Source organism: Methylacidiphilum kamchatkense Kam1 (assembly GCF_007475525.1).
Lineage (GTDB): Bacteria > Verrucomicrobiota > Verrucomicrobiia > Methylacidiphilales > Methylacidiphilaceae > Methylacidiphilum > Methylacidiphilum kamchatkense.
On sequence record NZ_CP037899.1, the window covers coordinates 1,070,154 to 1,090,603 of the forward strand.

General features: G+C 39.0%; 20 protein-coding genes and 1 pseudogene. 10 read left to right on the plus strand and 11 right to left on the minus strand.

All coding sequences use genetic code 11. The annotated features are described in order from the left end of the window. Positions 1 to 42: 42 nt before the first annotated feature. Both kam1_RS05030 and kam1_RS05035 read right to left on the minus strand, forming a co-directional pair. Positions 43 to 1,305 carry a PQQ-dependent sugar dehydrogenase gene (locus kam1_RS05030; protein ID WP_039721628.1) on the minus strand — a complete coding sequence of 421 codons (1,263 nt, stop codon included), beginning with the start codon at positions 1,303 to 1,305 and terminating at the stop codon, positions 43 to 45. 28 nt (positions 1,306 to 1,333) lie between these two features. Then, positions 1,334 to 1,777, minus strand: a complete 444-nt coding sequence (locus kam1_RS05035) for a YbhB/YbcL family Raf kinase inhibitor-like protein (protein WP_039721739.1) — start codon at positions 1,775 to 1,777, stop codon at positions 1,334 to 1,336. Between the two features lie 139 nt (positions 1,778 to 1,916). Between kam1_RS05035 and kam1_RS05040 the strand changes: the two genes are divergently transcribed. Together kam1_RS05040 and kam1_RS05045 are read left to right on the plus strand one after the other, a co-directional pair. Beyond that, positions 1,917 to 2,447, plus strand: coding sequence for a rhodanese-like domain-containing protein (locus kam1_RS05040; protein ID WP_039721627.1), 531 nt, complete (start codon positions 1,917 to 1,919; stop codon positions 2,445 to 2,447). 65 nt (positions 2,448 to 2,512) lie between these two features. Then, complete coding sequence (locus kam1_RS05045; RefSeq protein ID WP_039721626.1) at positions 2,513 to 2,833, plus strand: hypothetical protein; 321 nt, start codon at positions 2,513 to 2,515, stop codon at positions 2,831 to 2,833. A 6-nt stretch (positions 2,834 to 2,839) separates the two neighbouring features. Here kam1_RS05045 and kam1_RS05050 read toward each other — a convergent pair whose 3' ends face one another. Both kam1_RS05050 and kam1_RS05055 read right to left on the minus strand, forming a co-directional pair. After that, a complete protein-coding gene (locus tag kam1_RS05050; RefSeq protein ID WP_039721625.1) occupies positions 2,840 to 3,118 on the minus strand; it encodes a DUF4242 domain-containing protein in 279 nt (92 codons plus the stop codon). A gap of 501 nt (positions 3,119 to 3,619) precedes the next feature. Next, entirely contained in the window at positions 3,620 to 5,176 is a 1,557-nt protein-coding gene (locus kam1_RS05055) for an ammonium transporter (protein WP_235277353.1), read from the minus strand. A gap of 163 nt (positions 5,177 to 5,339) precedes the next feature. Here kam1_RS05055 and kam1_RS05060 point away from each other — a divergent pair, with 163 nt between their 5' ends. The 4 genes from kam1_RS05060 to kam1_RS05075 all read left to right on the plus strand — a co-directional run bounded on the left by kam1_RS05060 (position 5,340) and on the right by kam1_RS05075 (position 11,186). Continuing rightward, complete coding sequence (locus kam1_RS05060) at positions 5,340 to 8,168, plus strand: ribonucleoside-diphosphate reductase subunit alpha (protein ID WP_143958291.1); 2,829 nt, start codon at positions 5,340 to 5,342, stop codon at positions 8,166 to 8,168. Between the two features lie 42 nt (positions 8,169 to 8,210). Then, positions 8,211 to 9,266 (plus strand): ribonucleotide-diphosphate reductase subunit beta, encoded by a 1,056-nt coding sequence (locus kam1_RS05065; RefSeq protein WP_052250492.1) that lies wholly within the window; start codon positions 8,211 to 8,213, stop codon positions 9,264 to 9,266. A gap of 61 nt (positions 9,267 to 9,327) precedes the next feature. Beyond that, positions 9,328 to 10,614 (plus strand): diaminopimelate decarboxylase, encoded by a 1,287-nt coding sequence (gene lysA, locus kam1_RS05070; RefSeq protein WP_039721624.1) that lies wholly within the window; start codon positions 9,328 to 9,330, stop codon positions 10,612 to 10,614. Between the two features lie 80 nt (positions 10,615 to 10,694). Further along, positions 10,695 to 11,186, plus strand: coding sequence for an isochorismatase family protein (locus kam1_RS05075; RefSeq protein ID WP_244946180.1), 492 nt, complete (start codon positions 10,695 to 10,697; stop codon positions 11,184 to 11,186). Here the strand turns inward: kam1_RS05075 and kam1_RS05080 are convergent. Beyond that, positions 11,178 to 11,558, minus strand: coding sequence for a P-II family nitrogen regulator (locus kam1_RS05080; protein WP_039721622.1), 381 nt, complete (start codon positions 11,556 to 11,558; stop codon positions 11,178 to 11,180). The two genes, kam1_RS05075 and kam1_RS05080, sit on opposite strands and share 9 nt — an antisense overlap. Before the next feature lie 96 nt (positions 11,559 to 11,654). Here kam1_RS05080 and kam1_RS05085 point away from each other — a divergent pair. From kam1_RS05085 to kam1_RS05095, 3 genes and pseudogenes are all read left to right on the plus strand, one after another. Further along, positions 11,655 to 12,082: pseudogene (locus kam1_RS05085) on the plus strand (secondary thiamine-phosphate synthase enzyme YjbQ). Positions 12,083 to 12,194: 112 nt separating this feature from the next. Then, positions 12,195 to 13,109, plus strand: a complete 915-nt coding sequence (locus tag kam1_RS05090; protein ID WP_039721620.1) for a ribokinase — start codon at positions 12,195 to 12,197, stop codon at positions 13,107 to 13,109. 45 nt (positions 13,110 to 13,154) lie between these two features. Further along, on the plus strand, positions 13,155 to 13,397 hold the full coding sequence (locus tag kam1_RS05095) for a hypothetical protein (RefSeq protein ID WP_039721736.1): 243 nt from the start codon (positions 13,155 to 13,157) through the stop codon (positions 13,395 to 13,397). A gap of 88 nt (positions 13,398 to 13,485) precedes the next feature. Here kam1_RS05095 and kam1_RS05100 read toward each other — a convergent pair whose 3' ends face one another. After that, a complete protein-coding gene (locus tag kam1_RS05100) occupies positions 13,486 to 13,929 on the minus strand; it encodes an OsmC family protein (protein WP_039721619.1) in 444 nt (147 codons plus the stop codon). Between the two features lie 424 nt (positions 13,930 to 14,353). On the opposite strand from kam1_RS05100, the gene kam1_RS05105 reads away from it, so the two are divergent. Continuing rightward, positions 14,354 to 14,656 (plus strand): septal ring lytic transglycosylase RlpA family protein, encoded by a 303-nt coding sequence (locus tag kam1_RS05105; protein WP_235277330.1) that lies wholly within the window; start codon positions 14,354 to 14,356, stop codon positions 14,654 to 14,656. A 17-nt stretch (positions 14,657 to 14,673) separates the two neighbouring features. Here the strand turns inward: kam1_RS05105 and kam1_RS05110 are convergent, their stop codons facing one another. The 5 genes from kam1_RS05110 to kam1_RS05130 form a co-directional block, all read right to left on the minus strand. After that, the gene (locus kam1_RS05110; RefSeq protein ID WP_143958292.1) at positions 14,674 to 15,333 is read right to left on the minus strand and encodes a class I SAM-dependent methyltransferase; all 660 of its coding nucleotides are present in this window, start codon (positions 15,331 to 15,333) and stop codon (positions 14,674 to 14,676) included. Between the two features lie 57 nt (positions 15,334 to 15,390). Beyond that, on the minus strand, positions 15,391 to 16,149 hold the full coding sequence (locus tag kam1_RS05115) for a globin domain-containing protein (protein WP_244946181.1): 759 nt from the start codon (positions 16,147 to 16,149) through the stop codon (positions 15,391 to 15,393). Between the two features lie 202 nt (positions 16,150 to 16,351). After that, positions 16,352 to 18,775: a TonB-dependent receptor gene (locus kam1_RS05120; protein WP_039721616.1), complete on the minus strand. Its 2,424-nt coding sequence runs from the start codon at positions 18,773 to 18,775 to the stop codon at positions 16,352 to 16,354. Next, positions 18,772 to 20,073, minus strand: coding sequence for an MFS transporter (locus tag kam1_RS05125; RefSeq protein ID WP_052250501.1), 1,302 nt, complete (start codon positions 20,071 to 20,073; stop codon positions 18,772 to 18,774). Before kam1_RS05125 ends, kam1_RS05120 begins: the two co-directional genes overlap by 4 nt. Positions 20,074 to 20,081: 8 nt before the next feature. Continuing rightward, on the minus strand, positions 20,082 to 20,441 hold the full coding sequence (locus tag kam1_RS05130) for a Rieske (2Fe-2S) protein (protein ID WP_039721615.1): 360 nt from the start codon (positions 20,439 to 20,441) through the stop codon (positions 20,082 to 20,084). Between the last annotated feature and the right edge of the window lie 9 nt (positions 20,442 to 20,450).

Genomic DNA, 20,450 nt, shown 5'->3' on the forward strand with positions numbered 1-20,450 from the left:
TAATACAAAATGAAAAATATTCTACCCATTTGGAGGGGATGGTTATTGCGCATAGAAAATCCGGTAAATGATATTATTCCCATCATCAGCTAAAAGAAGACTTCCATCTGGCAAGAATAATAGTCCGCATGGTCTTCCCCAGGTTTTGGAAGGATAAGGATTAAGCAAAAAGCCAGTCAAAAAATCTTCATAATATCCTTTTGGCCGATGGTTTTCTCCAAAAGGAACAAAAACAATCTTATATCCAGTCGCCTGCTTTCTATTCCAGGAGCCATGAAAAGCCACAAAGGCCCCATTTTTGTAATGTTCTGGCAAGTTAGAATCAGGGGGAGGAAAGGCTAACCCAAGAGCTGCAGAATGACTTTGAAAGAGAACATCAGGAGTTTTTGTTGATTGTATAAGCTCCTTTGCTTTCGTTCCTTCAATTCTATTTTTCCAACGTGGATCGATGAATTCAGGGCTTAAGTAGCAATAAGGCCATCCATAAAATTCCCCTTTCTCGACTCGTGTTAGATAATCAGGCACAAGATCATCACCAAGCCAATCTCTTTCGTTTACTGTAACATAAAGATCCGAGCTATGAGGATAAAAGGCAAGCCCCACCGGGTTTCTTAAACCTCTGGCATATATCTCTGAGCTGTTTGATTTTATTTTTAAGGCTACTATGGATGCCCTCGGAGGAGGATCTTCATCCACATTGGTTTTTGAACCTACCGTAACAAAAAGAACTTGTCCATCTGGAGACAAAGCTAAAGTCCGACTCCAATGATTGCCACTCCCTGGCAGAGAAAGAATCTTTCTCCCTCTTCCTTCTAGTTTTTTTTGCCCTTCTTTGTAAGGAAAGACAAGCACACCATCGGTGTTGGCAACATAAAAAGAATCCTTCGAAAAGACCATTCCAAAAGGTAAGTGGAGACCATTAGAAATATCAGCAAAAATTGAAATTTTATCTACAACGCCATCTTTGTCGTTGTCTTCAAGCAGCATGATTCGGCTTGAGTAAGATTCAGCGACAAGAACATCTCCTGTAGGCGTTAGGGCAAGCCATCGAGGATTATCTAAATCCTTAGCATAAATATTTACTTTGAATCCAGGAGGAAGATGAAGAGTGGCTTTAGCAGGTGGTGGAACAATTTGAGGCCAGTTGTTTGAACCCTGGACAACAGGTTTTGGAAGTTTTTGAAGATCAATCGTGATTTTCTGAGGACTCATGTTTTCGCTGATGAGTATGGCATGGGTCTTTTCTATCCATAACAAGCATAAAAAGACAAAGAAAAGGACTATTATTTTATTCCAGGCATTCATTGCAGCGGGTTTTTTTTGTATAGATCGATTATCTAGATGCAGCAAAAGTCCCCATTAGCTCTGCAGAAGCAAGCACATGACCATGGATTTTTTTTAGTAGATCGCTTTTGGTGGATCCTTTCGGTAAATTCAATGTTTGATCGAGCGCATAAACCCGAAAATAATATCGATGAACTCCAGATGGGGGAGCGGGACCGTCGTATCTGGTGTTACCAAAATCGTTTCTGCCTGGGACAGCGCCATCAGGTGTTTGTCCCTTTTTTATCGTATGGACATCAGGTGGTATATTCCATAATACCCAATGTACCCAAGTTCCTCGTGGAGCATCAGGATCATCCATAATGAGTGCTAAGGACTTTGTGTTTTGTGGAACATCTTCCAATTTCAATTCTGGAGATTTATTTTCAGCACCATAAGCACAGAAAGAAGGTAATGGCTGACCATTTTCAAAATCAGGTGAAGACAACTTCATAGACAATCCTTTGTTTATGTAAAAAGTAAAGAAGACAATAGAAAGGAACAACCACTTAGCGGCCATAATTTTTTTTAACTGGTAGCTGCTTGAAAATCAAGCCCATTGAGAATAAGAATAACAAAGGAAAGAAAGCAAGTTGAATACAAAGAAGGAATGGAAAGCTCTAGTCTGGTTGATTGTTTTCCTTTTTTTCTTCAGCTCCTTTGGCCGAGGGCAAAACTCAAAAATCGATTTTACTGCCCTTGATAAGGAAAGTGAAGAAATTGAGATCAACCCCCAAGACCCTTGGAAGAGGGATGAAGTTATTACTCCACAAGAACTTGTTGAAGCTTTGAGAAAAGGCAACGAAAAAAAAGATCTTGTTATTTTCCATGTGGGTTTTTCTTTTCTTTACAAAGCTAGTCATATCCCAGGATCGATTTATGTTGGTTCAGGAAAAGACAAAGAGGGGATTGCTAGTTTAGAGAAAAAAGTCTCTGGGCTTTCCAAGAATCAACAGATTGTTCTTTATTGCGGATGCTGTCCATGGAATCAGTGTCCCAATATTCGGCCAGCATTTAATGCTCTTAAACAAAAGGAATTCACAAATCTTAAAGTTCTATTTATTCCTCATGATTTTGCTCAAGACTGGATTAGGAAAGGCTATCCAATTGAAAAGGGATTATAAAATGATACCTTTTACTATTTTTAATAGTTGAAGGAAATCTATTTTCCCCTTTTATTATGGATACTATGAAAAGAAAAATTAATTTATCTTTTCTCCTTGCTGCTATTTTTGTTGTGATTTTTGGAGGGGAGTTTGCAAGAGCTGATATGATGCTTACGACTAAAGGGTATCGACTCACAATCCTTCCAATTATGGGGGCAGAAAAGGTGGAAGTTCCAGAAGGGAAAGTCAAGGTAAGAGAGCTTGCCGAATTGTCCCTCGATAATAAGAAATCTTCTTCAAATATCCAAAAAGATTTTTCGAAAAAAGCAATAGAGAAAAAATGCCCTTATTTTGTTTTAAATAATAAGGGCATTGATCAAGTAACAAAGCTGGCATTAAAGTAATAGATGTTATTTATGTTGAGCAGTAAAGGGGGATATAATATTTTTAATCTCTGCAATTCGATTGGCAGGAAATCCTCCTTGAGCTGCATGTTCTCGAATGGTTTTTTCATCTGGAGCAATATAAATACAATAGATTTTATCTCCAGTAACGTAACTTTCTATCCATTGAATTTGTGGGCCCATTTTATCTAAAATCGAACAGGATTTGGCGGATATTTTGGCAAGCTCTTCATTCGATAAATTGCCTGCCCCAGGAATCTCTCTTTCAATAACATATCTAGGCATATCATTCCTTTCTTGTTAAAAATTGCGTTTTGTAAATTATAAAATAAAGAATTAGCCTATTCGATTACTTGTTGGCAATCATTTTTTTTTCGGGTGCTACCATGCCCTCAAATTTTAGATTTGAGGGCATGGATCAAAATTCACAATATGCTAAAAGTACATTAGCGTTGTGAACTTATACTCGATGCGGAACGAACCGACATGCTCCCTACGGAAATTGGAAACAGAGGATCAATTGCAGAGAACACAAAAGTAAACTGATTGAAAGATTCCTTATCTTCTTAATCTTGGGCAAGTTTGGTTTTCATACAATAGGCTAAAAAACAAGGAGCCTACGCTATTAGTCTCTTTTATGGAAAATTGTTAGGCTTCCATGTTAATCACTTTTTGATATAGGTTGCGATATATCGGAAAGCATACCGAATAAAAAAGACGCAAAAGGGCTTCATGCATTCCCTATGAAGCCCTTTTTACTTTTACAAAGAGGAGGTAGGTAGGATATCAGATTGAATAGCCTTGTTCCCCATGCTCAGAAATATCAAGCCCTTGAGCTTCTACTTCTTCATCAACTCGTAATCCGACAAGAGCTTTTACAACAAAACCAATGATAACAGAAGCCAGAGTAGCAATAACAATAGTGATCAATATTGCTTTTAACTGAGCTATCCACAAAGTACCACTTGTGATGCTTGCTGCCAGACCATTTTTCTTTGCCACTGCTTCACTTAACAAATTGGCATTTACAGTAGGATCGACAAAGACTCCCGTTAAAAACGCTCCAAGCATACCTCCGACTCCATGAACCCCGAAAGCATCGAGTGCGTCATCGTATTTTAAAAGGGGTTTAATAACTGAGCAGGCAAAATAAGGAATGATCCCTGCGGCCAGTCCAATTATCACTGCCCCTGTGCTATTAACAAAACCGCAGGCTGGAGTGATAGCCACCAGACCAGCTACCGCTCCCGTAGAAAACCCAAGAACTGTAGGTGTTCCCTTTAGGGTATATTCAAGCATAGGCCAAGTAAGAGAAGCTACCGCCGTGGCAAGTGTAGTAGTCATAAAGGCGTTGGCAGCAATCCCATCCGCTGCCACTGCACTACCCGCATTAAATCCATACCATCCAATCCAAAGGATGGCTGCTCCGACCATACAGTAGGTCATGTTATTAGGAATTATAGGTTCTGTTCCAAATCCCTTTCTTTTGCCAAGCAATAGAGCCAGGATCAATGCTGACCATCCTGAAGTCATATGGACCACTGTTCCTCCAGCAAAATCAATAGCAGGAATCTTTGCGCCAGAGTTAAATACCCCATTCATCATGCCGCTTGCTCCCCAAACCATGTGAGCTTGAGGAAAATAGACCAAAAGCATCCATAATGTTATAAAAATTAAAACAGCTGAATACTTCATCCGTTCTGCAATGCCTCCCATGATTAAAGCTGGAGTAATAACCGCAAACATCATTTGAAACATGCAGTAGACATTTTGAGAGACCCAGAAGGAATAGTTTGTATTCGGGGCTGAGTCGACTCCTTTAAGGAAGAAATATTCCGTACCACCAAGAAAATAACCAAGTGGACTACCTGAAAAATTCGTTCCAAAAACAAGACTATACCCGATTGCCCACCAAAGTACAGTTACAAGCCCTGTAATACCCAAGCATTGAGCAAGCACTGAAAGAATGTTTTTTGACCGCACAAGTCCTCCATAAAAAAGAGCCAGACCCGGAAGGGTCATAAAAAGGACCAGCGCAGTAGAAGTCAGAAGCCAAGCATTGTGTCCCGGTCCTGAACTTCCCGCAATCTTGCTTCCCGAGGGGTCAGAATTGGTGATATAGGCTTCCAGGCCTGCAACGCGTTGTTCCAGCGTTGGAGGTGGAGAAGGTGCTTGAGTGGCTGCCGCTGGGCTTTGTTTATGTGTAAAAACAATTCCCATGGCTATTAATAGAATTGCAGCCAAGATCCCTAAAAAAATAAATGCTTCCATTTTGGGACGACTTCGATCTATAATGACAGTAGAAGAAGGATTTTTCATCGAAAAATAATAAGCAAAATCCATGCCAATATTTTTAAATGAGATGGCTTAAAAGTTTATTATTTTTTTCTTTTTTTTATAGTACACAACTAATAGTATTTTCAAACAATCAATCTACATTATATAGCGTGCTTTATTGTGAAAAGAATTAAGTTTAGTATAGTTATTTTATATTAGGAGGACGATGATGGATCACCAACAGCTTTTTTTTTCTGGTTTTGATTACGGTCTTTCTAATTTGTCAATAGTCAAAAGAGATGGTCGAGTGGTCCCTTTTGATATTGGTCGAATCTATGCTGCTGTTGAAAAAGCGTTTCGGGCGGAAAGAAAGAAAAGCACAGGGGATACTCTTTCCAGAGAAGATCTTTTAGCTATCGAAGAGATTACCAACCGAGTGGCGATAAAATCAGCAGCACTAGCCAATCGAGGAGAAAGGCTTGAAGTAGAACGGATACAGGACCTTGTTGAACTGACGCTTATGGAGCTGGGACACCATACCGTAGCCAAGCGTTATATCCTCTATAGGGCAGAGCGAGGCAAGGCTAGAACTATACAGAATAGAGAAGGCGCGTCGATCCACATGATTGATAGGCATGGAAATACTGTTCCATTGGATTTGGCGTGGATACATCGGATGCTTATGGAGGCTTGTAGAGGTCTTGAAGATCGCTGTTCGTGGAGGGATCTTGCTGAAGAGACGGTTCGAGGCCTTTACGACAACATAAAAGAAGAAGAAATCCTGCAAGCTATGATTCTTACGGCCAGGACATGGGTAGAAAAAGAACCTGCATATACTTATGTGGCTGCGCGACTGATGTTGAGTAAAATCTATCAGGAAGCTCTTTTAATCGTTCCTAGTATCCATGAGACAGCAGCCTACCATAAGGCTTATTTTCCTAATTATGTGGAATATGGAGTAAAGATTGGTCGATTATCTCCACAGTTGCTTGAATTTGATCTTGAAAGACTGGCTCAAGCTCTCAAGTTGGAAAGAGATAGACAATTTACCTATTTAGGCCTACAGACCCTTTACGACAGATATTTGCTCCATCATGAAGAAAGGAGATTTGAAACACCTCAATATTTCTGGATGCGGGTAGCAATGGGCTTGGCTTTGAACGAAAAGTCGGATAAAGAGTCTTGGGCAATTACTTTTTATGATACTCTCTCAAGCTTTCTTTTCATGTCCTCTACTCCCACCCTTTTTAATTCTGGAACCGTGCATCCGCAGCTAAGTTCTTGTTATTTATTGACTGTAGAGGATGATCTAGAAAGTATCTTCAAGGTTATTTCTGATAACGCGAAGCTTTCTAAGTGGGCTGGAGGATTAGGCAATGATTGGACCAATGTGAGGGCGACTGGTTCATTGATTCGTGGCACAAATGGGAAAAGTCAAGGGGTAATCCCTTTCTTAAAAGTGGCTAATGATACGGCTGTTGCTGTAAACCAAGGCGGTAAAAGAAAAGGGGCCTTGTGCGCTTATTTGGAAACCTGGCATTTAGATATAGAAGATTTTTTAGAGCTTCGAAAAAATACAGGAGATGAGAGACGGCGCACCCATGATATGAACACCGCAAATTGGATCCCAGATCTTTTTATGAAAAGGGTCCTAGAAAACGGCAGCTGGACGCTTTTCAGTCCAAGTGATGTGCCCGATCTGCATCATCTCTATGGAAAGGCTTTCGAGAAAAGATACCTCGAATACGAACAGATGGCAGATAAAGGAGAAATCAAATTATTCAAAAGGGTTTCAGCCATGACCCTTTGGAGAAAAATGCTTACCCTTCTTTTTGAAACTGGCCATCCTTGGATTACCTTTAAAGATCCCTCTAACATTCGGTCTCCTCAAGATCATGTTGGGGTTATCAATAGTTCGAATCTTTGCACTGAAATTCTTTTGAACACTAGTGCCGAAGAAGTCGCTGTTTGTAATTTAGGATCAGTGAATCTTCTAGCTCACTTGGACGAATCGAATAATATAGACGAAAAAAAGCTCGAGAACACAATCAATATCGCTGTCCGAATGCTAGACAATGTGATTGATATCAATTTTTATCCAATTCCTGAAGCCAAAAATTCTAATTTAAAACACAGACCGGTAGGTCTTGGCATTATGGGATTTCAAGACCTACTCTATAGGAAAAAAATTCCTTATGCTAGTGCTCAGGCTGTGGAACTTTCCGATCGGCTTATGGAGATGATTTCCTATTATGCTATTCTTTCTTCGTGCAATCTAGCAAAGGAACGGGGAGCGTATCCTTCTTTTCGTGGTTCGAAATGGGACAGGGGATTATTACCCATCGATACTATTGAATTGTTGGAACAGGAAAGAGGGGGATTTGTAGAAGTAGACAAAAGCAGCACCAAAGATTGGGATTTTGTAAGAAAGAAAATTAAAGAGCATGGACTAAGAAATAGCTGCCTTTTAGCTATTGCCCCTACAGCTACAATCTCCAATATTACGGGAGTTTCTCAGTCGATAGAGCCGAGTTACAAAAATCTATACGTCAAATCAAATCTTTCTGGAGATTTTATTAGTATCAATCCTTACTTGGTTGAAGACCTGAAAAAACTGCAACTTTGGGATCAGGAAATGGTCGATGATTTAAAATATTATGATGGATCGGTTAAATACATCGAAAGAATACCCGAGTCTCTTAAGGAACTATATGCCACTGCTTTTGAAATTGATCCTTCGTGGCTTATCGAATGCGCTAGCCGTAGACAGAAATGGATCGATATGGGACAGTCTCTAAACCTTTATATTGATGAACCGAGCGGTTGGAAAATTTCTCAAATGTATATCTTGTGCTGGAAAAAGGGTTTAAAAACAACCTATTATCTGAGATCAAGGGCAGCAACAACTGTTGAAAAGTCGACTCTAGATATAAATGTTCGAGGCATTCAGCCACGATGGATGAAAAGTAGGAGTCCTTCTTCAAACATCAAAGTAGAAAGAGAAAACAAAGAAAAAAACGCTTGTGCTCTTGATTCAGAATGCGAAAGCTGTCAGTAAGCAGGCATAGCCAATTTGAAAAATAGATATGGGAGGTACATTATGAGCTGTTGTGTAGGTGGCGGCGGTCGACCTTATGATCTTACCAAAAGAATCAATGTACAGGAAAAAAGATTGATTAATTGTAAGGCTGTAGATGTTAATCAGCTAATGCCCTTAAAGTACAAGTGGGCATGGGAACACTATCTAAATGGATGTGCGAACAATTGGCTTCCTTCGGAGGTCCCTATGCAAAGGGATGTGGAACTTTGGAAATCCAATAGGCTTTCTGATGAGGAAAGGCTTGTCATTATGAGAAATTTAGGATTTTTTGCTACCGGAGAAAGCCTTGTTGGCAACAACATTGTCCTGGCGATCTTCAAGTTCGTTACCAATGCGGAAGCAAGACAATATCTGCTAAGACAAGCTTACGAGGAGGCTGTCCATACCCATGCTTTTCTCTATATTGTCGAATCTCTTGGGCTCGATGAAAGAGAAGTGTTTAACATGTATCATGAGGTTAACTCCATTTCAAATAAAGACCAATTTGAGATGGCTCTGACAGAAGATATTCTTCGGAGCGATTTTAACACTGAAAGTGTGGAAAATATCCAAAAATTTGTAAAAAATCTTGTCGGATTTTACGTCATTATGGAAGGAATCTTTTTTTATAGTGGCTTTGTCATGATTTTATCTTTTCATAGACAAAACAAAATGACGGGGATTGGGGAACAATTTCAATATATCTTGAGGGATGAAACCATTCATCTTAATTTTGGTATTGATCTAATCAATGGAATAAAAGAGGAAAACCCTGAAATATGGACAGTTGATTTTCAGAAAGAGATCGAAGCGATGATCGATCAAGCCGTTTTGCTTGAATATGCCTACGCGAAAGATTGTTTACCACGGGGAATTTTAGGACTTAATAGTGCGCTCTTTAAAGATTATGTCGAATATATTGCGGATAGAAGACTAGAAAGAATCGGGTTTAAAGCAAAATATGGCTCTAAAAATCCCTTTCCGTGGATGAGCGAAGTAATGGATCTAGTGAAAGAGAAAAATTTCTTTGAGACTCGAGTAACGGAGTATCAATCAGGTGCTGTTTTAAATTGGTAATTCTTTACTCCTATTTTTATTTCCCTAAAAACGATGTTTTTATAGTTTTAATAAAAAAAATATGCATCATTTTTATTATAGAGATTCTGAGTTGTATGTGGAAGATGTGCCAGTTTTAAGTCTTGTCAAAGAGTATGGAACCCCGCTTTATATCTATTCTGCTCAAACAATTATTGATCATTACACCAGATTTGAAACGCTATTGGAACCTCTTGATCATTTAATTTGTTATGCTGTCAAAGCCAATTCTAATCTTTGGATACTAAAATTGCTTGCTAACCAGGGAAGCGGGTTTGATCTTGTCAGTGGAGGTGAGCTCTATAGGGTTCTTCGTGCCGGAGGGGATCCGAAAAAATGCACCTTTGCTGGCGTTGGGAAAACCCGATCTGAAATTGAAGAAGCTCTGCGTGTGGGTATTTACAGTTTTATTGTAGAAAGTGAAGAAGAGCTTTTAACGATTGATGCCATTGCGAAGAAGCTGTCCATACAAGCTCCTGTAGCCTTTCGAATTAACCCTGACGTGCAAGCTGCTACCCATGCAAAAATTACTACGGGCAGTGAGGTCAATAAATTTGGAATTGCTTTTTCTCAAGTTTCGGAACTTTTTGACAAATGTTCCAAGCTTGATGGGGTTTTTCTTAAAGGCATTCAGATCCATATCGGTTCGCAAATACAACAGGTAGAGCCTTTTTTGCAGGCAATACAAAAAGTCCTTCCTCTTGTTGAAAAGGCAAGGCAAAAATATGGAGCGGAGTTTTTAGATATTGGGGGAGGCATTGGAATAGTATATGAACAAGCCATAGAAAGTGGTAGAGAAGATTGGTGGAAAGAAAGAAAAGAGTCTTTGACGCTGGCTCAATATGTTGAATCGATCCTTCCTTTAGTCAAACCGCTTGGCATGAGGCTCTTGGTTGAACCTGGAAGAGTTCTTGTTGGAAATGCAGGCATATTGGTCAGCCAAGTTCTTTATGTTAAAAAAGGGGGAGCTAAAAAGTTTATAATTGTTGATGCGGCAATGAATGATCTTGTCAGACCTGCTTTTTACGACGCGTATCATCAAATTATTCCACTAAGAGAACAGTTGGACCCGAGGATGGAAGTTGTCGATGTTGTGGGTCCGGTCTGCGAATCTTCTGATTGTTTTGCAATCGACAGACTTTTACCCAAAGTGCAGGCCGGAGAGTATCTTGCTATCTTCAGTACGGGTGCCTATGGTTTTTCCATGGCTTCTAATTATAATTCTAGACTCAAACCTGCAGAGGTGATGGTTTCAGGTAAGACAGTAAAATTAATTAGAAAACGAGAAAGCTACCAGGATCTCGTTGCCCTGGAAGAAGAGTTGACTTAAAAAGGGATTGTTAAAAGGTTGGGAATAAAATAAAAAAAGAGGATGAACTGGCGGATCGAAACAAAAAAACGGCCGTTCTCTTGATCGATCTTCAGGATAAACTTTTATCTGTGATGGAGAATCGGGATAGGGTTGTGCAGAAAGCCGTACAGATTGTCAAATTGGCAAAATTATTTTCACTACCTCTTTATATCACCGAGCAGGTACCTGAAAAATTAGGTACGACTTGTAAGGAGATTCTTGAAGTAGCTGGAGAAGTTCCTAGGCTCTCGAAAAATACGTTTTCGGCAAGCCCCGTCTTGCCTGCTGATATTCCAAAAAATATTCTTGTCTGCGGAATAGAAACTCATATCTGCGTACGCCAAACAGTGTACGATCTGAGAATGAGAGATAAGACCCCTTATGTGTTAGGAGATGCTATTAGTTCAAGAAATCAAATTGACCATCAGTTGGGGATAGAAGAGATGAGGCAGGATAGAGTTTTGATTAGTTCAGTTGAAGCGATAGCATGGGAAATGATCGAAAAAGCTGAAGGAGACTTTTTCAAGGAATTTCTTTCTATTTTAAAATAGGATAGAGGTTTGGGGTAGCTGTGAAATATGTTTCTTGGTCAAGGAACTAGTGGCAACGATCAGATAAACCCTAGAGATAGGAGTAATAGTTATTTTGCCACCTGAGTTTTTGTCTATATTTATAATATTATCAAGCGCAGTAAGGATCGTTTGCAGCTTGTTTTTGTGGACAACAATTTCTAATTTATAGAGTGTTTTTAATACTGGGAAATATTCGTCGCCTCTATATTTTTCGATTCTATTTTCTTCTTCCTCTAAACCTTTAACTTTATAAATTGTAATAGAAAAGATCTCTTCTTTGAATAAATTTTTTCTTATTTCCCCTAGTTTAAAAGGTTTGACGATCGCCTCTATTTTCAGCAAAGAATCCATAAAAGTAAAAGAGAGAAATTTAAGTCAATCGTAACTTTTAAAAAGCAATAATTATGCCATCAATCAGGCAAGAAAAGCGGTGGAAGACAAAAATTTATGGAAACTCAAGAATCAAACTATTTTAGTGAATTAGAAATAAGAAGTGCGAAACACTCACAATTTATAAGTTTAACAGATAAGATTGAAGAAGAAATTCAACATCGGGGTTGGTATGATGGTCTTTTGCACATTTTCATTCCTCATACAACAGCTGGGATAACGATTCAGGAGGATGCAGATCCCAATGTCATAAAAGATATTCTTTATGTTCTAGACCGGATCGTCCCATGGCACGATCCTTCCTACCACCATACCGAAGGCAATACTGCAGCTCATATTAAAACAGCTCTTTTAGGGAACTCTGTACATTGTAATGTTAGGGGGGGCGGTTGAGATTGGGGAGATGGCAGGGGATTTTTCTTTGTGAATTTGATGGTCCTAGGACAAGAAAAGTTCAACTTACCTTCCTTCCTTTCAATAAGTAAGCTTTTTATAAAGAGGTGGCCATGGGGAGGGCATACCCATTCTTTTAAAGGGATGAGATGAAAAGAGTACCAATATAGAAATCGTCTTTTTTGGGAGATAGGAAAGGGTTATATGCTCTGGATCATAGGAAGTTGTAATATCGATGTGACAGTCAAAGTAGAAAGGTTCCCTAAAGAAGGAGAAACAGTCCTAGCTCTAGAATCACATATTTCTGTTGGGGGAAAAGGAGCAAATCAAGCGGTGGGAGCAGCTGTATGGAAAATCAAGCCGAAGCTTATAGCCTCTGTCGGAAGTGATCCTTTTGGCCAGCAAGTATTTCAGACACTCCAGCAATATGGAGTGGATACGTCCTTTATTGTAGCATCTGACAAGCATCCTACTGGCATGGCATGGATAGAAGTAGATAAAATTGGCAACAACCGGATCACAGTTGTTCCCGGAGCTAATGCCGATCTCCTTGCTGGACAAATCCTCCCAAAATTGGTTTCTTTAAAAGAGACCGATTATGTATTAGCTCAGTTAGAGATTCCTGTGAAGTCCGTCGAATCGTCGTTTGCCTATGCGAAAAGAAAAGGAGCGACAACTATTTTGAATCTTTCTCCCTCTTTCGAAGGACTCGAAGTTCTTCTATCTTTAACCGATTTGCTAGTGCTTAATGAGAAGGAATACTGTCAATTGACTAAGATTTCTTCGTTTTTGGAAACTATGGAAGAAGCTAAAGCCCATTTTTTCCGTTATGGAATCACTGCATTGGTTGTAACAGCAGGAGAATTAGGTGCATTTCTGTCTATGAAAAATAGATCCTTTGTCCATTTCCCAAGCCCTAAAGTTCAGGTTGTAGATAGTTCTGGTGCTGGAGATGCTTTTTTGGGAACATTCAGTGCTTGGATGGAAATGGGAAAATCCATAGAAGAAGCTCTGAAAGCTTCTGTAATTTCTGGCTCTTTAGCCTGTTGCCGTTTAGGAACGATGAATGCTATTCCAGATCCCAAGCAAGTGTTGCAACTTTTGAAAAATGGCATATAGTTGTTGTTAAAAAAATACAGAAAAAGTGCTGTGGAGGGAGGGAAAATGATCACGTACGTTTATGAGACTATTCCTACAAAAGAAGGAGAAGAAATAAAACGATACGAAATTGAACAGAGTATTACAGATAAGCCATTAACCCATCATCCTGAAACAGGCGAACCGATTCAACGGATAATTTCTGGAGGATTAGGGGTACTTACCTCCGCCAAAAAATCCTCGGTGTCTTCCTCTTCTCATCCATCCTCAAGTTGTGGGTGTGGGGGAGGATGCGGTTGCTCTCATTAAAAGAGACACATCTTTTCTGTAGCCCAGAAAGGACTTCTTTTAAATTATTTATAAGTTTTTCTTTTTAACTAATGTTAATAAAATAACATTATTGACTTTCGATAATTTCTGATTCTAATTCTACAGCCCCTTTTAAAGATTGAGTAATCAAGCAATTTTCTTCTGCTTTACGCAATAACCTTCGAGCTTTCTCTTTATCTGTGCCTGGAGGGACAAAAAGTTTGGTTTTCAGGGAAAAATGGACAAAATACCTTACCCCATCTTTTCGATCGAGAGTTCCGTCAGCTTGACATTCAATTTTATGCCAGCGAAAATGATTCGCTTCGGCAACAGAATCGAATGTTAAAATCAAACAGCTGGATAATGAGGCAGGCAAGAGGGTTTCCGGTGACCATGTGTTCTTAGGTCCTCCATATTGTACAGGAGCGTTGATTTCAATGGGCGGCAAATCTTCATCTATACCTCTTGCAATAAGATTTCCAAAGGGACCTCCAGAGGTAACAACTTTATAGTGATGGGGAAGTGGATGCATGTCATCACAATATCAAAATTCTCCGGTTCATCAAATTATTTCTTGTGCTGTCTCAGCAAATAGAAGAAAATCTTATTTTAAAAAGAAAAATTTTTTTATTTTTCAAGCTTCATACCAAAAGAAAAAAGATTAACTGATCTTTGTAATTTACTGAATTACAAAGACATAATAATTTTACATATTTTTTTTGTAAAAAGGGGAATTAGATATTTTTTCTTTTTTCTATCTACTAATTTAAACGGAATACCCATAACTTAATTAATTTTAATAATATGTATTCATTTAATATTTTAAGAAAAATTGTTGACATTAATTTTTATTTTTTTTAGAAGAATAAGTTTTAAATAAATGTGTTTAAAATATTATGTTTTTATTATTTTTCCTTTTTTCTCTTTTTCCTTTTCATAAAAAAGCTATTTCCCATATGCCAACAGAGGTTAGGCTAAGAGGGCTGGCTTCTTGGTATGCGGAGCCTGGTCATGTGGGAAGAAAACTTGTAAAAGAACACAAGTTTACAGCTGCTCACAGGAGCTTGCCTTTTGGAACATATGTTGAAGTTCACAATTTAAAAAATAATCGAACAGTCATTGTTTGTATTGATGATCGGGGACCATTCATTAAAAACAGAATCATTGATTTGTCAAAGCCTGCAGCTGAAAAGCTAGAAATGATCCATTCGGGCATTGTTCCTGTGGAATTGAAAGTGATTCGATATGCTGCTTATTGAATAAAGATTGGAACTTTTTATCCATTAAAGATTCCATGAATCATAAAATGGAAATCTGAGATTTGTTCCACAGTAAAGGAGAGATTTTTAGATTGGATTTCTTGACTTATCTCCTCGATTGTAAAAGAGGCAAGTAGGGAATTAAAAAAGTCTCTTTTTAAAAGAAAGGGAGCATTGCCGACATAGCTTTCAGTCAGCAGTCTGGCTTTTTCTATTGATTCAGGCCGAATAAGATCTACGAAAAAAATAAAAGCTCCTTTTTTAGCATACTTTTTGATTGCTTGCCATACTAATGTTAGCCTTGGCAAATGATGTAATAAGCTATTGCTAAGCAGAACATCAAAAGGAGCTGGATAGGACCAGGTTGGAATTACCCCTTCAAAAAGTTGAATGGAATGGGAAAGATGATATTCTTCGATTCTTTTTCTCCCAATAGAGAGCATTGAAGGGGAACCATCAACACCGATAATTTTTGCCCTTGGAAATCTTTTGGCAAAGCGAATGGAAATGTCAGCTGTCCCACAGCCCATATCGAGAACTAAACCTTCATTAAAAGCAGAAAAAATGGCGGCAAATCGCTCGATAACTGCCTGATGAGCAGTGGAAAAGTCTGCCGAAGCATAGGCTAAAGCTTGATGAGGATCCAGCATTAGTTCAGGCTCAAGCGTTCTTTCCATTGATTTATGCAATCTATTATTTATGAATTTCTTAAGTCTCTGAAGGTATTATCTCTGTTAAGGGAAAGTAAGCAAAAGGGTTTTGATTTTTTCTGCTGCCTTTCGAAGCAAAAGAGTAATCATGCCTTCATAAGACTTAGTGGGATAAAGGATCCCAATGGCCGAATGGGGGCCAGCCATGCAAATGTAAAGTTGTACCTGGCTGCCAGTGATCTTTGTTTCCAATATATTTCCTGCTCCTGCTAATTCACATAGCCTTTTGGCATGTCCAATAGTGGAACTAACAACGGAAGCAATAATGTTTGAATAGTTTGAGAAACTGCATCGACTAACTGTAGCTCCCTTATTTGTAGAGATGACGATACCAAGAATATCCGGGTTCGCTGCAAAAAGATCAGATATTATTTGAGAAAGCTCTTGTTCTAGATACCGTACGAGATATTCGAAAGATTTGCTTTTTTTATGTTCCTCAATCATAACCTGGGCCAGCGTTTCATAAGCCTTTATCCAGGTTTGTTCCAATTCTTTTGTCCATTCTTTCCCAATAATTTTTCCAAGCGTCCAAATAAGAGTGTGACCAATCAAAGGATAATGTTCCACTTCCACTCCATACTTCACATGCCGACGGGCTAATTCCTTTGCAGCATCCAAAGCCGTATCGATATCTTGAAGGTTTAAAACTATCCAATTTAAGACATCTATTAGTTTTCTACCTTGTTTCTCAATATTCTCTCTAAAAAGAGATCGTACATTAGGTTCTACCTCAAAGAGCCTTTTGTAAAAAAGTAGCCCTGCTTCATCAGCCTTATCTATCACATAGAGCCAACTTTTTTGGATTAGTTTTATTTGCTCTTGAGTCATAAAAAGAAAATTAATTTACAATTTTTGTAAATGAAGCTATATAAAATAAATTTATTTTCTTCAAGATGTTCTTTAATGTTCTTTAACTCGTTGAGAAGCTTCATACCAAGGTAGTCCTCGGAAAAAGTAAAAAGAAATTTTTTCTGAAATTAAGAATCTAAAACAAATAACTTAAGGTTCCCTGAATCCAAAATGGCATTCCTGGAACAATATTAGCGTAATCAAAAATTCTTGCCGCTTGAATTCCTACCCCAAAAGGTAACCAGTATTTATTATCGGTCGTGTTGAAAAGATAAAGGGAAAATTGCCAGTGGGGTAGGGAGTAAAAAAGCCGTGTTCTAATAATAAATTCAGGGGGAATGGAATCAGCATAGTTATACCCAAGAAATTGTCTACTCAACCAACTAAGCCCAACCGTAAATCCTAATCCTGAAGAAGAAACATAGTTGATCATGCCATCTATAACATTTGTAGGCCAGCCAATAAATGGATAAACGCCAGCAGGGAAAAAAGCATTGTTGTTTAGAGGTAAAGAAAATAGTAGTGCCTCACTGGTAGAGTAAGTTTGAGTTTCTAAGGGGCCATGACCGACATTTTTCCAGTCTTCAATCCCATATTGGTATGCATAGCCCAGCCGACAGAGCAATGATTGGTAAGGTTTATAAGAAAAGTCTAGTTCAAAACCACTCACTGTTGTCTTTGTAGGAGTCAGTCCTACATTATCGATCCAAAGGTCTTGAGAAAAAATTGTGCCATCAATGAACAACCGCTTATTTAGAATGTTTAATTTTATGCCAGATTCATAGAGCTGATCGCATTGATGGAAGGATTGGGAATTAAAAAGAGGAGAGTACCCGCCAAGAACTGCTGCATCAGTAGTATATTCGATGATGTATGTAAAATAAATGTTCATCCAATCAAATGGAATGTAACTAGGACTGATTGAAAAGAGGGGAAGGGATTGGGTTGTTTTGAAATCCTTAAAAAGTATTGGAGGAGTTCCAGGAGGAGTTTGAGCCTGTACAAAGTAGTTGGTATCTCTTAGCCCTAAAGAAAGGCTCCAAGATTGGTTTAAGCTTATTGTTTGCTGTATAAAAGGAGCTATAGAGAAAAAAAAGCTATTTGTTGATCCTCCAGAACTATTTAAAGGATTAAAAAAATAGCCATTTGGGGCTCCAGGAATTGGCCAAAGCCCCCCAAATTTTGCATGGGGATTTAGGAGATTCTTTTGGAAAAAAGAAGAAGAAAGCATATTCCAGCTAGTAGGAAAGCTTGAAACCATATCCCAACTATTTGCTCCGAAAAAAGAGGTGGCTACATAATCGAGATTTCTTTGGACATGCCATTCAATGCCACTATCCATCAGATCAGTGAATGAAAAAGCTGAATTAGCTTCTGGAAATTCGATATTGGCAACACACTCCGTTCGGTGCCCAATTTCATAATCTCCCCTATTCGAAAGACAATAATAAACAGGTGGCTGCAGGAGTTGTTCCCGGTTATACCACACAAGGGTATTGTCTAAAATCTTTAATCGGTCATTAATTGAAAATCTCTGAATCAACTGTAACATTCCCAGCAAAGCCTGAGCCCCGCCTTCAGGATTTTGAAGGAGGATCCTACGGCTGATTGGAAGAAGAGGACCGGCATAGAAGGAATAGGGAGGGTTATTTAGTTGTCCCACATTGATTAAGGAGGGTGAAAGAGATCCAGAAGAATAGAGACCATTTTCAATTAAGTTTTCCGTTGGCCTATTCATCCACATAAAAAGGGGAGTATAGTCATAGGTGCCGAAATCGCCGAGAAAATCGACTCGATAGTTCTCTGAAGAATGAATTCCTACATTAAAATATAGGTTTTGTTGATCGTTGTGAACATATTGATAATAATTTCCATTTTCCATACCTTGATAACTGATTCTATAAGCAATATTTGGAAAGATTGGTCCTCCTATGTCTATGAGCCACATATATTTTTCGTACATCCCAGTGGTCCATTGAGCTGATCCACGAAAAGAATCGAAATAGGGTTGTTTTGTTAAATAGTTGGTCACTCCAGAGCTTGTTTGAGTGGCTCCAAAGATTGCTTGTGCAGGACCTTCGATAAAATCGAACGATTCAATCATGTTCCAATTCATCGGGATTCCTTGGAAGGCGCCATTTTGGATGTTCATTTCAATGCCATTAATATAGGGAATAGAAGGATAGCCTCTTGAGAAGGGAGCTATCCCTAGTCCGTAGTTTACCGATGAATAAGCAGAAGGGATATAAAAGGCCATGCTTAGAGGATCTAAAAAAGGCTGCAATCCCATCCCTAGCGCCTGAATGAGTGTTTTGTTAATTGTAAAAACGGTGCGAGGAGTATCTAAAATGTCCATTGGTCCGAAACCTTCCGAAGGGGAAATCAAAAAGGAAGTCTTTTCTTTCGGTTCTATTGGTACTTGCCCTTTGACTTTTATTGGTGGTACGGCTAAAGCATCTCCTGCCACAGCATTGGCTGTGGAACCCACTCCATTAGAAGGATAAAGACAAGTGATTAAAAAAAGGGGAGTCAGATAAAATACAATCTGCCTCTGGCTCATTTTTTTCTTTTTTCGATCTCCCCTTTCTCTTTGGATTCAAAAGATAATAAAGGGAAGAAAGAGAATTTCTTGCTTTTATACAGACTTTCCAAAAAAGGATAGGAAGGGAAAGGTCTTTTGCCTTCTGACAGCAAGATGATTGAGATGATTCCGCAAATTAACACACAAAGCGAAAAGAGTCTGAAACCAAAAGAACATGAACCAAAAGATTCTTTGATTTTTCCCAGAAAAATGGGTAAGAGAAAACCGCCAATACCTCCTGCAGCTCCGACAACTCCTGTCGTTAAGCCAATATGGGAGGCAGTTTGCGTGCCCACCAATTGAAATATGGCTCCATTAGCTAGGCCAAGACATCCCATCATAAAAAATATTGGAGTTAATTCTAGAAGCAGAGGAAAGTAAAAGGAGGGAAGAAAAGCAAAAAAGCTACCTAAGCTAAACAAAAGAAACAATACCTTTATTCCGCCCAATTTGTCGGCTATGGCTCCACCTAATGGCCTTAAAAGGCTTCCAGAGGCAATAAGCAAGGTTTGAAGTCCACCCGCCTCCACTTTCTCTACTCCATACTCATCGACAAGAAAGAATCCCAGATAGCTTGAAAAACCTATAAAACCACCAAATGAAAGGCTATACAAAAGGGATAAAAGCCATGTCTTTTTCTGGCAGAGCACTCGAATGATACTTTCCCCAGTCATTCTTTCATTCTGGAGACGAGGAGCATCTTCAGCAAAGAAAAGCACGAAAAGGAAAACAATGAATAAGAGGAGGAAGAAAAAGCCGAAAACCGAATGCCACCCGTATCTGTGTGCAATCATAGGACCGAAAAGTGTGCTAAGAAGCGTGCCGCTATTTCCACTTCCAGCCAGTCCTAAAACAAGTCCTTGGTGTTGCGGCAAAAACCACCTGCTTGCCATTGGAATGGCGACGGCAAAACTTGCTCCAGCAACTCCAAGAAGGATACCGATGAGATATATTTCTTTAAGAGTATGGGCAAATACAAAACCCCAGACGAGGGGGATAACCGAAACTCCCATGGCAATAAGAGCCGTTTTTTTCCCTCCAAAGCCTGATTCAGCTATTCCCAAGGCAATTCGTAAACCGCTCCCAGATAAAATAGGTAGAGCCACCATAATCCCTTTTTCTAGTGGTGTCAGCTTCAGTTCATCTGCTATAAAGGTCCCCACAGCCCCTAGAATCACCCAAATGGCAAAACTGATATCGAAATAGAGAAAAGAAGAACAAAGGGTCAAAAGGCTTTGTTTATTGATAAAGATATTAGGAAAGAAGGGCGTTTTCATGAGAGCCATTACGTTAGGCTAATGGTGTTTGAAGCCATGGGGATTTTTATAAAAATCTGGTGGTTTTTTACAAAGGTAGGATAAACTTTAATTCGAAACTTTTCAGAGATTGTGCAGTTGCCCGTTTCAAAAGAAAAAGGGTAAGCATGAAGTGGACAAATGAAGATCTTTTCGTCACAGAGAGCTTCGGCAATTGGCCCTCCTTGATGTGGGCATTTGCCTTCGACGGCCCATATTTTTCCCGAATGGGTTTTAAAGAGGGCAATTTTTATCTTTCCAATTCGAAAGCATCTACCTATGCCACTGACTAGTTCGTTGATATGACATACTTGATAGACCCTTTCATTATCCAGTATATTGCTATTCATTATTCGTTC

Excerpts from the sequence above, each read along its gene's own strand:
- kam1_RS05030 (WP_039721628.1), bottom strand. The coding sequence starts at position 1,305 with ATGAATGCCTGGAATAAAATAATAGTCCTTTTCTTTGTCTTTTTATGC.
- kam1_RS05035 (WP_039721739.1), bottom strand. The coding sequence starts at position 1,777 with ATGAAGTTGTCTTCACCTGATTTTGAAAATGGTCAGCCATTACCTTCT.
- kam1_RS05045 (WP_039721626.1), top strand. The coding sequence starts at position 2,513 with ATGAAAAGAAAAATTAATTTATCTTTTCTCCTTGCTGCTATTTTTGTT.
- kam1_RS05050 (WP_039721625.1), bottom strand. The coding sequence starts at position 3,118 with ATGCCTAGATATGTTATTGAAAGAGAGATTCCTGGGGCAGGCAATTTA.
- kam1_RS05055 (WP_235277353.1), bottom strand. The coding sequence starts at position 5,176 with ATGGATTTTGCTTATTATTTTTCGATGAAAAATCCTTCTTCTACTGTC.
- kam1_RS05060 (WP_143958291.1), top strand. The coding sequence starts at position 5,340 with ATGGATCACCAACAGCTTTTTTTTTCTGGTTTTGATTACGGTCTTTCT.
- kam1_RS05065 (WP_052250492.1), top strand. The coding sequence starts at position 8,211 with ATGAGCTGTTGTGTAGGTGGCGGCGGTCGACCTTATGATCTTACCAAA.
- lysA (WP_039721624.1), top strand. The coding sequence starts at position 9,328 with ATGCATCATTTTTATTATAGAGATTCTGAGTTGTATGTGGAAGATGTG.
- kam1_RS05080 (WP_039721622.1), bottom strand. The coding sequence starts at position 11,558 with ATGGATTCTTTGCTGAAAATAGAGGCGATCGTCAAACCTTTTAAACTA.
- kam1_RS05090 (WP_039721620.1), top strand. The coding sequence starts at position 12,195 with ATGCTCTGGATCATAGGAAGTTGTAATATCGATGTGACAGTCAAAGTA.
- kam1_RS05095 (WP_039721736.1), top strand. The coding sequence starts at position 13,155 with ATGATCACGTACGTTTATGAGACTATTCCTACAAAAGAAGGAGAAGAA.
- kam1_RS05100 (WP_039721619.1), bottom strand. The coding sequence starts at position 13,929 with ATGCATCCACTTCCCCATCACTATAAAGTTGTTACCTCTGGAGGTCCC.
- kam1_RS05105 (WP_235277330.1), top strand. The coding sequence starts at position 14,354 with ATGCCAACAGAGGTTAGGCTAAGAGGGCTGGCTTCTTGGTATGCGGAG.
- kam1_RS05110 (WP_143958292.1), bottom strand. The coding sequence starts at position 15,333 with ATGGAAAGAACGCTTGAGCCTGAACTAATGCTGGATCCTCATCAAGCT.
- kam1_RS05120 (WP_039721616.1), bottom strand. The coding sequence starts at position 18,775 with ATGAGCCAGAGGCAGATTGTATTTTATCTGACTCCCCTTTTTTTAATC.
- kam1_RS05125 (WP_052250501.1), bottom strand. The coding sequence starts at position 20,073 with ATGAAAACGCCCTTCTTTCCTAATATCTTTATCAATAAACAAAGCCTT.
- kam1_RS05130 (WP_039721615.1), bottom strand. The coding sequence starts at position 20,441 with ATGAATAGCAATATACTGGATAATGAAAGGGTCTATCAAGTATGTCAT.